The organism is Pseudomonas sp. ADAK18, from assembly GCF_012935695.1.
Taxonomy (GTDB): Bacteria; Pseudomonadota; Gammaproteobacteria; order Pseudomonadales; family Pseudomonadaceae; genus Aquipseudomonas.
Genome location: NZ_CP052859.1, coordinates 3,466,733 through 3,481,047, shown reverse-complemented (window position 1 = coordinate 3,481,047; position 14,315 = coordinate 3,466,733). Strand labels below are relative to the sequence as shown.

Here is a 14,315-nt window from a genome sequence, read left to right as displayed (position 1 = left end):
TCTGGTTCGGAAAACCTAGTGAATACATTCCAACTCTCCGAATCGAAAGGAACCCAGCATGTCGGAACGCTGTCGCCAACATCGCGCCACCCCTGATTCACCGCAGGGTGCGCAACGCTTTACTTTGAATCGTACGTTCACTGCCGTGCAGATGGCGCTGTTGCTGGGGCTGACCGGGACTTCCATGGCCGTGGCCGCTGAGACCCAAGAGGGGACAGGCAAAGCCAGCCTGGAGCTGTCTGAAACGCTGGTGGAGGGTGCCATGAACTCCGCCGCAGATCTGCCGCCGGCTTATGCGGGCGGGCAGGTCGCCTCCGGTAGCCGCGTCGGGCTGTTGGGCAACAAGGACTTCATGGAGACGCCGTTCAATACCATTAGCTATACGGATGAGTACATACAAAACCGCCAGGCGCAGGACATCGGTTCGGTGATTGGCGCGACCGACCCTTCGGTATACGTGCCCAGCAAGCGCAGCAACTTTGAAACCTTCTTCATTCGCGGCTTTAACAGCACCGCCGACGACATTACCTTCAACGGGTTGGTGGGTATGGCGCCGAACATGCGCGGCTCCACCGAGCTGGCCGAGCGTGTGGAAGTACTCAAAGGACCTTCCGCGCTACTCAACGGTATGCCGCCGAGCGGTACAGTGGGAGGCAGCATCAATCTGGTGCCCAAGCGCGCAGGCGATGAACCGCTGGCACGCTTGACCACCACCTATGAGTCCCGCGGCCTGGGCGGCGTGCATGCGGACCTGGGGCAGCGCTTCGGTGATCAGAAGCAGTTTGGTGTGCGCTTCAACGGGGTCTACCGTGATGGCGATACGGCTGTGGATAATCAGCAACACAAAATGGCGCTGTCTTCCCTCGGGCTGGACTGGCGTGGCGAGCGAGCTCGCTTGTCGGCCGACTTCTATAAGCAGCGTGAGCGTATCGACGGCCTCAACTACTTCGGGATCAACATGATTGGTCCGAACGTCACTCACTTGCCCAGCCCGAAGAAAGGCGATTATGCGTTGGCCCCGGACTGGGCCTACACCATCAATAACACCACCACCGCCATGGTGCGGGGTGAGTATGACCTGACGGATTCGCTCACCGCCTACGCAGCCTGGGGCCAGCGTGATGGAGGGTACAACGCGCTGATCAGCTCCAGTACGCTGAACAACAATGTGGGCGACATCAGCTCTTCGGCGATTCGCTCGATCCGCAGTGGCACCCAGCAATCTGGTGAGGTTGGCCTCAAGGGCAAGTTCCAGACCGGCCCCGTGGATCACGCCTGGACCATCGCCGCGACGCGCTACACCTCCGATAACAGCTTCAAGGACGCCAGGGCCGCGATTCCCGGTACCACCAACTACGACAACCTGGACTTCGGCAACGCACCGACCTTCCCGGGTTACGGGGTAACCACGTCGCAAATCAAGGCCGATCTGGGCAGCTATGCAATCGCCGATACCTTGTCCTTCGCAGATGGCCGTGTGCAGTGGACCGTGGGCGCCCGACGCCAGCGCGTGCAAAATACCAACGCCGCGTACAGCTCAACCGGCGCCACCACGAAAACCAGTTATGACGAAAGCCGGGTTTCGCCCGCCACCGCGCTCTTGGTCAAGGTGACAGACAAGGTGTCGCTCTATGCCAACTACATCGAAGGCCTGAGTCAGGGCGCTACGGCACCTGTGTCGGCAGTGAACGTCGGTGAAGTCATGCAGCCTTACCAGACCAAACAATACGAGGTTGGCGCCAAGGTTGACTTGGGCACCTTCGCCCATACTGTCAGCCTATTCCAGATCGAGAAGCCCAGCGCCTTTACCGATCCGCTTACGAGGGTCTTCGGCGTCTACGGCGAGCAACGCAACCGTGGCGTGGAATGGTCGTTCTTCGGCGAACTGCAACCGCGGCTGCGCCTGATGGGCGGCGCGACTTACACCCAGGCAGAAATGACCAAGGTGGTCACCGGTGGTGTCAAAGACAAGCAAGTCACCGGCGTACCCAAGGTGATTGCCAAGCTGGGCACCGAGTACGACCTGCTGGATGTGCCCGGGCTGACCCTGACCGCAAACATCAACCATACGGGCAAGCAATACGCGACCAACGATCATCGGGTGTCGCTGGACTCGTACACCACCTACGATGTGGGTGCCCGCTATGCCTTCAAGGTCAAGACCAAGCCGGTGACCCTGCGCGCCACCGTGCAGAACGTCACCAACAAGGCGTACTGGCTAGGCTCATGGAACGGCGGCGATGGCAGCGGCCTCTCCGGTGGCTTGGGCGCACCGCGTACCGTACTGCTTTCGGGCACGGTGGATTTCTGACGGTTTGTAAGCTCAAAAAGCACTGGGGGTAAGTTCGGCGAACTTCACCCAGGCTGACGTAACGATAAAAGAAGCCTGCACCGATGCAGGCTTCTTTTTGCCTGTGAATCAGCGTTTGCAGTCGATCAAAATCAAGCCGGTCGGGATGCCTTCAAGGTTTTTCCGCTGGGTATACAGCACGGCAAAAAACAAAGCGGCTTTCAACGTGAGGAGGGGACTGGTGTCCATGGGAATCAGCCTGGCATCCAGGCCTTCACCTTTCCTCTGCAGTTGCCATTGCTGAAGATCCAGAGTGGTTTGCTCATTTTTCAATGAATAGAAGAGCACGCAATCCAGATCCCCAGGGATGACTTTCGAGTCCAGGAAACTACCGCCTACCAGTACTATTTCGACGCAAATACCGGCTTCATCCAACGCCATGATGGCGGCATTTAGGCGTGTGGCGAACAAACGCCTGGTGTGCTCGACATGCTCTTGGAGGAACGTCGAAAGATGAGTGATATAGGGGGTAGCATTGAAGGGGGTGCAGGTGGTTTTGTCGCCCAGAAATGCCGGAAAATCGACAGACTTTGCCCTGTTGTAGTACTGCGAGAAGAGTGAGTCCAATTCACTGGATATCATTGCGGTTACCTGAGGTTTTATAGGTTTTAAAGTTAAATTTGTGGGGTGGTAGTTGGATTTTTGTGAGTGACTTAAACCTTTAAATTAAGTCGCCTTCTGGGAAGGGGCTGCATCGCTATGTAGCCTGTGTCTCAACGGATTTACAAATGGTTTAATGCGTCGTGCTAATTTTATACGATTAGTGTGAAGTCTGATTGGTGTGCAATGATTTTTGGTAAGTCTTATTTGATCGAAAACCCGAGCTTATGTAAGAAAATTTTATGAGTTTTGTAATTTGGTTGTCATATTTTGATTTTAAAGTGAGCGCATCAGATGAAGGGAATGATCTAAAGGTTTGGGTTGTTCCTTAAGGTAATTTGGGAAGGACGGGAATGGATTCGGTTCACATCGGTGCCAAGGTCTATTATCGCAAGCCCTTGGTGTATCCCTCGAAGGCTGGTTTGGCCGAAGCAACACTCAATGCGCTTGCTACTGCCCAGGATTTGCTGGGCGACTATGCGCAAGCCTCTTGGCCTGTTAAACCTGAAACGCTCTCGTGCCGCCTGGCAGAAGATGACCTTGTTTCGCACTTCAAACATCCATTGGCTGAATATTACTCGGCCCGAAACACACATGCGCCGTTGGGTGGTAGAACCTCAATGGAGCAGCGTCATGTCGAGAGTGTTTGCTCGGTATTTGAAAAAACCTTGATCGATATAAAGTACACAACTATTTGTGAGTTCCTAACGCTCTCGGCTTGTCAACTTGCTGGCGGAGTCGGAGATATTAGAAAGCGTCAGGTAGGGGTCGAACGTGATCGTCAAGGTTGCACGATTGTATTCGTCGAGCCTGCCGAAATTGAGGTTTCATTGGTCCGCCTTTGGCACTATATGGCCAGTCTTTCAAGGCATAGGTATGATCTTTTTGGCGCGACAGTCGCGACAGTTGGGCTATTAAATTGTCATCCATTTATCGATGGTAACGGCCGGCTGGCACGCGTGCTTTTTAATATCCTGCTTTCACGTTCGGCAGAAAACTATATTCCTTTATATGATTTCTATAACTGTACGCCGGGTGGGTACATTTTGCGTCTCCGGCAAGCAGAGCTATTTGGCGAGTGGGACGATTTTATCCTGTTTCACTGCAATATAATCAATGTGATGGCAGGTAAGCAAGTCAATAGGTTTATCCCCCAGATGGATCTGGGGAGCCCGCATGGGCACATACCTAGCGGTGAGGGCAAATGGAAAAGTCTTCCCGTAGCCAAGGAGTTTTTATGCGCGAACTTACTGAAAAAGAGCTAATGCTGGTATCGGGCGGTAACAATACCATTGAGTTTGAATGGCTGGGGTCGAACGGTGGTTACACCGGGCCGACCTGGTCTTCGGGTGGGAGCAGCGTCACCGTAGGCGGATCGGTCTCGGGAGGTGAGCCTTCAGTTGGGGTGGGTGTGAGCATTGAGTATTAAATAAATAAAGTGTGCCTTAACCGGCGCACTTTCCAAAAGGTGTCTAAAGATGCGACCTGCAAGAATTATCCTGATGCTGCTCTTTCCAACTGCTATCTATGCTGCGGATCCAGCTATTGTGCTGGGGCATGCATTCGGGTCATTAGGTTGTATTAACTTGGAAGACCCTGATGGCAAAACCACATGTGAAGCTCGAGCGATTTCCAGTGGTAAAGGGTGTTATAGCTTGTCCAGTCAGACAATGCGGGATAAGTGCCTTGATGAAAGCTTATACCCCGTCAGCAGTAGAAACCTTTCTAAGAAAGCGAGGAAAGCAGAGCCCGTAAAACCTTTGCCTGATTCAGCAAAGCAGCTTATAGCCCCGCCGGCCCTGTCGGAGCGCGAAATAGAAAGGCTTGAAGAGTCATTTGGACTAAAGAATGCTCAGAAATAATGCTGCTTTATGCTTGATCGTATTTTTGCTGTCGATGCATGCTAGCGCTTTAGAGTTGCAGGATGTCCAAGCCAAATTGTATGCGCCAACCGCCGGTAAGTTAAAGGGGGTCGACACTTCAACTTCAGATGGCCAAACACTACTCTCCGCTGTTCTGGCCAGAAGTCAGTATAAACAGCCTTCTACGGAGTTGAGTCTCGCCGATTGTGTGTCTATCATTGATGAGAGTTTGGCGATCGCCTGCAAACTTGTTCTGCTCGGTAATAGCCTCAATGACGGGCGTTTAGATACTTATGTAAAGGTCCTGGGGTCGATGAGTACAGACCAGCGTCGTCAGGCTGGAAGTTTTATTGCTGAACTAGATGCTGACGTCCTCAAGTCCTTGCACGATCGGCAGGTGAGTTTTTTTGAGAATGCTCAAATAGAATTAAATAGCGAAGACAATGATTTTCTCAAAAATTCTACTGACCCTCTGATTGACGTCGAAATCAATGGGGCTCGGGCACAGGCCTTATTTGATACCGGGGCGAGCGTGACGATTATCAGTGAGTCTGATGCTCTTAGGTTTGGCATTGAGCTGGTTAAGCTCCCGGTTAGGGTCAAGAGTTATTATAGCCAAGAGCCGCTAAATGCCAATTATGGAATGATCAAGAAAATAAAAATCGCCGGGACTGAATTTAAGAACGTTCTCGTTGTGGTAGGCGGGAGTCTCAATCTGATTGGGCTGGATCTGATTTCCAGCTTTGACAATGTTGTCATTCGTAGCGATCGAATTGTGTTGAATTTGCCAGCTTCAGAAATAGAGAAGCTCGAAGCACAGTGCATAGCCAAGGTGTTTCTGGGTAGTACTTATTCAAGGCAAACCCAGTTTCTGTATTTGCTTGCGGAAGTTGATGGTAAAAAAACAGCTGCATCGATTGATACGGGTAATCCATATTATTTAAGTGGTGGGGGAAGTGAGGTGGGTCCTGCTGGGAAAAATCAGCGAAGCAAAATAATTACTGATGTGAACGGCGCTCACTCTAGGTCTATCGCTGATACAGCGGTGCTTCTAAAAATGGGAGGCGTGTCGAAAAGTGTTTCCTATACGAAGCTGGCCGAACAGCAGTACCTGACGCCCCATGTCTTGGGATGGGCTGCGTTTCAAGATCACGAATTAATATGGAATACACATGAAGCCAGAGCCTGTTACAAAGATAAAAGCCAAATTCAATAAGCTGGCAATGGCTGCCTGCGGTGTCCTGTATTTATCGGTCGGTAACGCGGCGACCATAGAGGACGCACGGGCGGCCTATACCAGAGATGACTATGCAACTGCCTTCTCGCTGGCTTCAACGCTAGCCAAACAAAACAATGATCCTGCTGCCAGAAACATGCTGGCAGGCTTGTTGCTCACTGGAAAAGGACGAGCGAGGGATGTCGCTGCCGCGCTGAAAATATGGACTGATCTGGCTCGTCAAGACTATGCGCCTGCACAAGCGACGTTGGGCGCTCTGTATCTGGATGGTAGTGCCATCGGCGCAGCCGATTATAAAAAGGCCAAACACTATCTGGAGCTTTCTGTTGCACATGACAATCCGACCTCTATCTATAATTTGGGGTTTATGTACGAGTTAGGGCTCGGTGTACCCAAATCCATTTCCCAGGCCATTGGATACTATGAACAGTCGGCAAAACTGAACTACGCGAAGGCGTTGTTCCGCTTGGGCTCTTTGAGTGCCAACCACCTGACGCCGGAAGGTGGCCCTGAATCGGCTTGCCAATACTACGAAAGGGCGGCGAAGGCGGGGTATGGTGAGGGTGCTTTTTTGACCGGAAAATGTTTTGCCACCGGTGTGGGCATGCCCAAGAATCTGCCCCTGGCTTCCCAGTGGTATAGAGAAGCGGCGATGCTTGATGTCCCCCAGGCGCAGGCGAACCTGGGCTACATCTTCGAGAAGGGACTCGGACAAGAGGTCAATATTCCCGAAGCCTACAAGTGGTATTGGCTGGCCAGTGCAAGGGTTCCCGAAGCCGCCAAGCGTGTTGGGATTATCGAAACGGAAATGCCCTCCATCCGCGACTCTGCCAACGAGCAGACGAAAGCGGCATGGCGTCAGGAAATACAAACGTTTATCAAAGATGACAATAACCGACGCGGGTTGCTCATCAATAAATGAAATCACCTATAGACGGCTGATCAGCCAAGTGTCATCCGGCCTCGGATGTCAGGAGTGATTTGTGGGTGACAGGCTTTTTCGTAGCGCCGCGTCCGATGCGCAGCGTGTTAAGTGGCTGGGTGAGATTGTGCTGATCCGGCCCACGTCTTTTGCCTTTCTCACTGTGTTTGCCTTGGCGATGCTGGGCGTGGTTGGCGGCTTTTTTATCTGGGGCTCTTATACCAAGCGCAGTACGGTAAGTGGGCAACTGGTTCCGGCAAGCGGGCAGATAAAAGTTCGTACCCCGCAGACTGGCGTCGTGCTGGAGAAGTTTGTCGCCGAAGGGCAGGCGGTCGTGCTTGGAGATCCTTTGCTGAGCATTTCCAGTGAGCGTTATGGCTCCGGTGCCGACCCGGTGCAGGCACGTGTCAGTTATCAGCTCAAGCAGCGCCGTGAATCACTGGATGACGAGCTGCAGAAAACCTGGCAATTGCACCAGTCTGAACGCGACAGTCTGTCCAGCAAGGTGGCCACTCTACGCAACGAGTTAACCAACCTGGCCGCACAGTTGGCCAGCCAGCGCGAGCGGGTGGCCCTGGCGGACGATGCGTCCAGTCGTTATCAGGAGTTGATGCAAAAGGGTTATATCTCTATGGACCAGTTCCAGCAGCGGCAAGCCGAGTTGTTGGGGCAGCGTCAGGCACTGCAAAGCCTGGACCGCGAACGCACCTCAATCACCCAACAACTCACCGAGCGCCGTAATGAATTGGCAGGCCTTGATACACGCCAAGCCAATGAACTGGCGCCCATACGCCGACAGCTCTCGGGTATCGAACAGGAGCTGGCGGAAAGTGAAGCAAAACGTACGTTGCTGATCACAGCACCGGGAAGCGGTATAGCGACAGCCGTGTTGGCTGAAGTCGGCCAAACGGTGGACCCTTCGCGCACGCTGCTGAGCATCATGCCCCGTGATTCCCAACTTCAGGCAGAACTCTATGCGCCGAGCAAATCGGTGGGGTTTATCAGGCCGGGGGATGCGGTATTGATTCGTTACCAGGCCTACCCCTATCAGAAGTTTGGCCAATATCAGGCTCAGGTTCTGTCCATTTCACGCACCGCCGTTCCCTCGGCAGACCTGGCCGTTATGGCGGGTGAAGTGCCGGGCCTGTCGCGCAATGGCGAACAGCTCTACCGTTTGCGTGTACAGCTCAATGAGCAGTCCGTCATGGCCTACGGCAAGCCACAACCCTTGCAAAGCGGAATGCTGCTCGATGCCGACATCCTGCAGGAGAGCCGTCGTCTCTATGAGTGGGTGCTGGAACCTCTTTATAGCCTGACCGGCAAATACTAGGAAACCGTCCCATGACTTTTCTCGACGCCATAGCCTTGCGTCCCGGGCGCCGCCTGCCTCTGGTGCTGCAGACCGAAGCCACTGAATGTGGCCTGGCTTGTCTGGCGATGATTGCCGGCTATCACGGTCACCGGGTCGATATGGTCGATTTACGTCGCCGTTGCAGCGTGTCCCTCAAGGGCATTGCGCTCAGGCAATTGATCAACAGCGCCCACCAACTGCAGTTGGGCGCTCGGGCTATCACGCTGGATGTAGACGGTCTCGGCCAGCTCAAGCTGCCCTGCATCCTGCATTGGAATTTTAATCATTTTGTCGTGCTCAAGTCTGTCGATCGGCATGGGGTCGTTGTGCATGACCCGGCCCGGGGGCTGCGTCGGGTCAGCCATGAAGGCTTGTCCCAAAGCTTTACCGGCATCGCGCTGGAGCTGTGGCCGGACAGTGGTTTCGAGCAGCAGGAGGATAAACCGCGGATTAAGCTCCTGGGCATGATGGGGCGAATCAGCGGCCTGTACCGTTCGCTGCTGCAGGTATTGCTGCTGGCGTTGACGCTGGAGGTCTTTTCCTTGATCAGCCCGTTCTTGCTGCAGTGGACCATCGACAACGTCATTATCAGCGCCGATCACGATCTGCTCAGTACGCTGGTGCTGGGTTTCACTCTGCTGTTGCTGATGCAGCAAGCGGTCAGCGGTGTGCGTGCCTGGGTCATGATGCATTTGAGCACGCTGCTTTCGGTACAGTGGCGGGCGAATGTCTTCAGTCATCTGCTGCGCTTGCCCATCCAGTATTTTGAGAAGCGCTACTTGGGGGATGTGGTCTCGCGTTTTGGTGCAGTGGATAACATCCAGCAGACGCTGACGGCGGCTTTTCTGTCGGCGATTCTCGACGGACTGATGTCCGTCGCGACCCTAGCCATGATGCTGCTCTACAGTCCGGCCCTGGCCGCTATCGCTATCGTTACTATGGTGCTCTACGCATTGGGACGGTGCATCTGGTACCGGCCACTGCGCAACGCAACTGAAGAACAGATCATCCATGCCGCACGCCAGCAAAGCCATTTTCTGGAAACGGTGCGTGGCATTCGTCCGTTGAAACTGTTTCAGCGTCAGGAAGAGCGCCGATCAGCCTGGTTGGGGCTGTTGGTGGAGCAGATCAACGCAGGCTTGCGCACGCAAAAGCTGCGCCTGCTGTATCAACAAATGAATGGGCTGCTGTTCGGCGTTGAAAACCTGTTGGTGATCTGGCTTGGGGCAAGCATGGTGATGGACGGCCAGTTCAGCGTCGGGCTGTTGATTGCGTTCATTGCCTATAAATCGCAGTTTGATACCCGGGTTGGTAACTTGATCGACAAGTTCTTCGAGTTGCGCATGTTGCAACTGCAGGGTGAGCGCCTGGCAGATATTGTTCTGCACCCACCGGAAGAAACCCGTTCCAGTGTCGACCTGCAGAGTCTTGTGGATGGCGAGGCAGGCATTGAGATTCAGGGCCTGCACTATCGTTATGCCGAGCAGGAACCGTGGGTGCTGGACAACCTCGACCTGCAGATCGCAGCGGGCGAGTCGGTGGCAATCGTTGGGCCTTCTGGGTGTGGCAAGAGCACACTGATGAACGTCATGCTCGGTATCCTGCCGGCCACTCAGGGCCAGATCCGCATCGCCGGTATCGAACTGGAGCAACTGGGTCTGGATGGTTTGCGGCAACTGGTGGGTACTGTGACCCAGGACGATGTACTGTTCGCCGGGTCTTTGCGCGATAACATCAGTTTCTTCGACCTCAACGTCGATCAGTCCTGGTTGATCGAGTGTGCCCGGATCGCATCGATTCACAGCGATATTCAGGCCATGCCGATGGGCTACAACACGTTGGTGGGGGACATGGGTACTGTGCTCTCCGGCGGGCAAAAACAGCGTGTGCTGTTAGCCAGGGCGCTTTATAAAAAACCGCGAATACTATTCCTCGATGAGGCCACCAGCCACCTGGATGTCGCGTGCGAACAGCGCGTAAACCAGGCCATTCAGGGGTTGCGGATTACACGTATCATGGTCGCTCACCGCCCTGAAACCATCGCCTCTGCAGACCGTGTTATCCGACTCTTTGCCGGTAAGGTGGTCCACGACGATGCAGAGGTATTGGTGGACAGGACAGAGACCGAATGGGTCTCGCCTGGTATTAAACAGGGCTTGGTATGAGGCGGCTGTTGCAGTGCTTGATGACGGCCTTGTTGGGATATTCGTTATCAGCGTGGGCCTTGGAGCCAGACATTTTTGGCACTGCTCATAGCGTGTCCCGGCAAGCGGTGTACGACGACGCGCGTGGCGAGTTGTCTTGCAGCTTCGGTCGCTTGCCCGAGCGATTGCCGTTAGAGCAGGTGGTCGAGCGGATTCTTTGCCACGATCCGCAGACTCGTATCAGTTGGGCCAACGCCAAAGCCCAGGCAGCCCAAGTGGGGCTCAGCCAGTCGGCATATCTGCCTAGTCTGAATGGACGCATTGGCACCAGTCGCGGTAACGGCCGGGTTGACTACGACGAGTCATACATGCGCTCTGGCGAGGGGCACCGGCGACGTAACAGCGCAAGCCTTGAACTGAATTGGGTGCTGGTGGACTTCGGCCGACGCGGTGCCGCCTTGCGCAATGCCCGGCAGTTGCTGTTGGCCGCCAATGCCACTCAGGACGCAACGTTGCAGAGTACTTTTGTTCAGGCGGCGCAGGCCTATTACGATGCCCTGTCGGCTCAGCGCAGTCTGGCCGCCTCGGTGCAGATCGCCGAATTGGCGGCCCGCAATCTCGAAGCGGCCGACGCCAAATACAAGGCAGGAGCCGCTGCTCTCTCTGATCGCCTGCAGGCGCAAACAGCTTTTTCCCAGGCAAACCTGCGCCAGATCCGCGACCGTGGAGCATTGCGTAATGCCTTGGGCGTCATTGCCCTGCGCATGGGCCTGCCGCCGGAAACACCCTTGCAACTGGCGGGTGACCTGACGCCACTGCCCGACACCCAGTTTGTGAAAGCGGTCGATGAACTGCTGATCCAGGCTCGTCAGGATCACCCCGCAGTACTTGCAGCAAACGCCAGGCTTAACGCCGCCCAGGCCGCTGTCGATGAGAAACGTGCCGCCGGCCTTCCGAGCCTGGCACTGACGGCAGACCTGACATACACGCAAAGCCAGCAATCAAAGATATTCAATGGCGATGAGCGTGAACGCGACCGCAGCATTGGCTTGCAACTGAGCATTGCGCTCTTTGAAGGTTTTGGACGTACCTACCAGGTCCGTAATGCACAAGCTCGCGTCGAAGCGAGCCAGGCAGAGTTGGCCGAGGTCGAACAGCAGGTCGCGCTGGACCTTTGGGCCAGCTACCAGACGTTGAATATTGAGACCCAAAGCCTGCAGCGCACCAATGAGTTGGTCGATCAATCGCGTCAGTCGCTGGAGGTAGTCCAGGGCCGCTATCACTCCGGAGTGGGCAGCATGATCGAGTTGCTTAACGCGCTGACTGCGTATGCCGGGGCTGAAGAGCAGCACATTCAGACCCTCAGCCATTGGCAAACGTCGCGCTTGAGGTTGGCTGCCAGCCTGGGCCGCCTGGGATTCTGGACGCTGCAATGAGCGTTTCCAGGGCTATCAGTTCAAGGCCAGGTGCAGTTGCCGGCTCGCCGCACAGGCCAGGAAGCGGGTGCGTTGGTCCTTGGCCAGCTCCAGCCACTCAAGCACAGGAGTCTTGTTTCGTTTGAAAATGTGGTGCTCCTATGCTGTTGTTAACTATTCTTCCGTTTCAAAAATAGTCCCGCTCGCGTAGACAGTCCTTGTAAGCACCGGACACCCCCATTATCCGAACAATTAACGCAGCGCCTGACCCCCATGAGAAAAACCACGCAGCAGCTAATGGTTCACGAAATTGCCGACTGGCAGCATCGAGGTTTGATCGACCCGCAAACCCGGGAGCGGCTGAGCGCGCCTTATCAGCGTCCCGGCCAACTGTTATCGACGGTGTTGCAATGGCTGGGCATCGGTGCGGTGCTTCTGATTGGCATGGCCATCCTGGGCGGTGTGAGCTTTCTCAGTGAGTCGGTCACTCTCGGTGTGGTGCTGTTTTTTATCGCCGGTGGGGTGTTGTGGTGGGTGGGGGTGCGTCTGGCGCGTGATCCGGCCGGGCGTATGCCGGTGACCGGTGTGGCCATTTTGACCATCGGCCTGATGCTGATCGGTGGCAGCCTGTTACTCGGTGGCATTGGCGACGAGGCGGGCGGGCTGGATCGTATTCCTCTGGCGCTGCTGGTCACCGCCTTGCTGAGTGTGGTCACGGCCTATCGCTATCGCCTGCGCTGGCCATTGTTTCTCGGACTGCTGTGCGCCTTTCACGGCCTGGGCTCCTGGGAGCGGTATGCCGGTGGTGGGTCATATATGTTCGACATCCAGGACCCGCGCGCCATGGCGGTGATCGCCGGGCTGGCAGCGCTTCTGGGGCTTTGGCACCAGCAGGCGGAAGAAGGGCCGTTGCGCCACTTCAGCGGTTTCGGGCGTTTGTATGTGATTTTCGGACTGCTCTACTTCAACTGCTCGCTGTGGTTTCTCAGCCTGGACAATTACAGCTCGACCCAATCGGGGTTCTGGATACTGCTGTTCACCGTTGGGGCCATCAGCCAGTTGGTGATTGGCGCTCGTTTCAAGCACCCCAGCTTCACCGGGTTTGGTGTGGTGTTTCTGGGTATCGACCTGTACACGCGTTTTTATGAATACGCCTGGGACCGCCTGAGTGTCGCGGCTTTCTTCGCGGCGGCCGGGGTAGTGGGGGTTTTGCTGGGATGGGTGTTTGAGCGCGCGGCGCTACGTGCCAGGGAGAATCGGTCATGAGCCCGGATCGGCGCAATCGACAAGTCCACGATGCCCTTGATCAATGGCTGCGCGAGGGGCAGATCGATCCCGCTGCCCACAGCCGTATCGGTGAACTGTACCCCTTGATCCGATGGGACTGGCGCTCACTCGGGCGTTGGTTTCTGACCTTCGGTGCCATTAGCCTGGCGGCCGGTCTGCTGTTGCTTCTGCGCGAGCACCTGACGTTCACCCTGCCCAAACTGGCGATCAGCCTGTCGGTGCTGACCCTGGGCCTGTTCGCCGTCGGGCGCTGGTTGCCCGGCAGAGGCTTGAGGATGCTGGGCAGCACCGCCGAGCTGCTGGGTGGCTTTGCGTTGATCGGTGTGAGCTTTGTGGTGGGCATGATCTATTCGGATGGCTCCGGCAACTGGCCGGCGCTGCTGCTGATCGATCTGCTGGTGCTGCTGGTGCTCAGCTATGCCTTGGGCAATGTGTTGCTGCTGACGTTGTGCAGCGTGTTGTTTTTTGTCTGGTTTGGTGGCCGCAGCGGCTATGTGTCCGGCTGGGGCGCCTACTGGTTCGGCATGAACTATCCGCTGCGTTTTCTCGGCGCTGCAGCGCTGCTGGTGGCTGCGGGGGCCGTGCATCTACGGTGTGAGGCCGGGTTGCTGGCCCGCTACAGCGGGTTTGCCAAGGTATGGATTTCCTGCGGTTTGTTTGTCGGTGAAATGTCCCTGTGGTTGCTGTCGCTGTTTGGCAGTTACGACTTGATCGACGGGCCGTGGCATTTTGCCGAGGACGGTGAACTGCTGATGTTCAACCTGCTGTGGGCCGCCGTCAGCCTCGGCGTGTTGGCGTTGGGTCTGCGATTGCGGTTTGGCATGCTGGTGGGGTATGGCGTGACGTTTTTGATCATCCAGTTGTACACCCTGTTCTTCACCCAACTGGCCGAAACCCTGGGTTGGCTGCTCAGTTTGCTGATCGCCGGAGGTGGTTTGCTGGTGCTGGTGATCTGGCTGGAGTCGCAGCGCCAGAAGCGCCGGGCGGTGGCTTCATATAGCTGAGCTTGGGCGTCCGAAGACGTTGGGCTCGACGAGCCATGGGCTTTTTTTCAGGAAACCTGAGGCCTCCTGAAAAAGTGTCTATCTTCTATGAGCAAGCAGTCGCGCACCTTCGCGTGCGCAGTGTGATTTTCGGTGCGGGTTCT

General features: G+C 55.7%; 11 protein-coding genes. 10 read left to right on the top strand and 1 reads right to left on the bottom strand.

Annotation, left to right across the window (positions count from 1 at the left end; genetic code table 11):
* The first annotated feature begins 58 nt into the window (after positions 1–58).
* Positions 59–2,311 carry a TonB-dependent siderophore receptor gene (locus HKK55_RS15665; protein ID WP_169355510.1) on the top strand — a complete coding sequence of 751 codons (2,253 nt, stop codon included), beginning with the start codon at positions 59–61 and terminating at the stop codon, positions 2,309–2,311.
* 108 nt (positions 2,312–2,419) lie between these two features.
* Here HKK55_RS15665 and HKK55_RS15660 read toward each other — a convergent pair whose 3' ends face one another.
* On the bottom strand, positions 2,420–2,932 hold the full coding sequence (locus HKK55_RS15660; protein WP_169355509.1) for a hypothetical protein: 513 nt from the start codon (positions 2,930–2,932) through the stop codon (positions 2,420–2,422).
* 371 nt (positions 2,933–3,303) lie between these two features.
* Here HKK55_RS15660 and HKK55_RS15655 point away from each other — a divergent pair, with 371 nt between their 5' ends.
* From HKK55_RS15655 to HKK55_RS15615, 9 genes are all read left to right on the top strand, one after another.
* Positions 3,304–4,215, top strand: a complete 912-nt coding sequence (locus HKK55_RS15655) for a Fic family protein (protein ID WP_169355508.1) — start codon at positions 3,304–3,306, stop codon at positions 4,213–4,215.
* 213 nt (positions 4,216–4,428) lie between these two features.
* The gene (locus HKK55_RS15650; protein ID WP_169355507.1) at positions 4,429–4,812 is read left to right on the top strand and encodes a hypothetical protein; all 384 of its coding nucleotides are present in this window, start codon (positions 4,429–4,431) and stop codon (positions 4,810–4,812) included.
* Complete coding sequence (locus HKK55_RS15645) at positions 4,799–6,028, top strand: TIGR02281 family clan AA aspartic protease (RefSeq protein ID WP_169355506.1); 1,230 nt, start codon at positions 4,799–4,801, stop codon at positions 6,026–6,028. The genes HKK55_RS15650 and HKK55_RS15645 overlap by 14 nt, the downstream gene beginning before the upstream one ends.
* Positions 5,985–6,971 carry a tetratricopeptide repeat protein gene (locus tag HKK55_RS15640; protein WP_169355505.1) on the top strand — a complete coding sequence of 329 codons (987 nt, stop codon included), beginning with the start codon at positions 5,985–5,987 and terminating at the stop codon, positions 6,969–6,971. The genes HKK55_RS15645 and HKK55_RS15640 overlap by 44 nt, the downstream gene beginning before the upstream one ends.
* Before the next feature lie 61 nt (positions 6,972–7,032).
* Positions 7,033–8,301, top strand: a complete 1,269-nt coding sequence (locus tag HKK55_RS15635; protein ID WP_169355504.1) for an HlyD family secretion protein — start codon at positions 7,033–7,035, stop codon at positions 8,299–8,301.
* Positions 8,302–8,312: 11 nt separating this feature from the next.
* Complete coding sequence (locus HKK55_RS15630) at positions 8,313–10,487, top strand: peptidase domain-containing ABC transporter (RefSeq protein ID WP_169355503.1); 2,175 nt, start codon at positions 8,313–8,315, stop codon at positions 10,485–10,487.
* The gene (locus HKK55_RS15625; RefSeq protein ID WP_169355502.1) at positions 10,484–11,902 is read left to right on the top strand and encodes a TolC family protein; all 1,419 of its coding nucleotides are present in this window, start codon (positions 10,484–10,486) and stop codon (positions 11,900–11,902) included. The genes HKK55_RS15630 and HKK55_RS15625 overlap by 4 nt, the downstream gene beginning before the upstream one ends.
* Before the next feature lie 276 nt (positions 11,903–12,178).
* Positions 12,179–13,147 (top strand): hypothetical protein, encoded by a 969-nt coding sequence (locus tag HKK55_RS15620; protein WP_169355501.1) that lies wholly within the window; start codon positions 12,179–12,181, stop codon positions 13,145–13,147.
* Positions 13,144–14,172, top strand: a complete 1,029-nt coding sequence (locus HKK55_RS15615) for a hypothetical protein (RefSeq protein WP_169355500.1) — start codon at positions 13,144–13,146, stop codon at positions 14,170–14,172. The genes HKK55_RS15620 and HKK55_RS15615 overlap by 4 nt, the downstream gene beginning before the upstream one ends.
* The last annotated feature ends 143 nt before the right edge of the window (positions 14,173–14,315 follow it).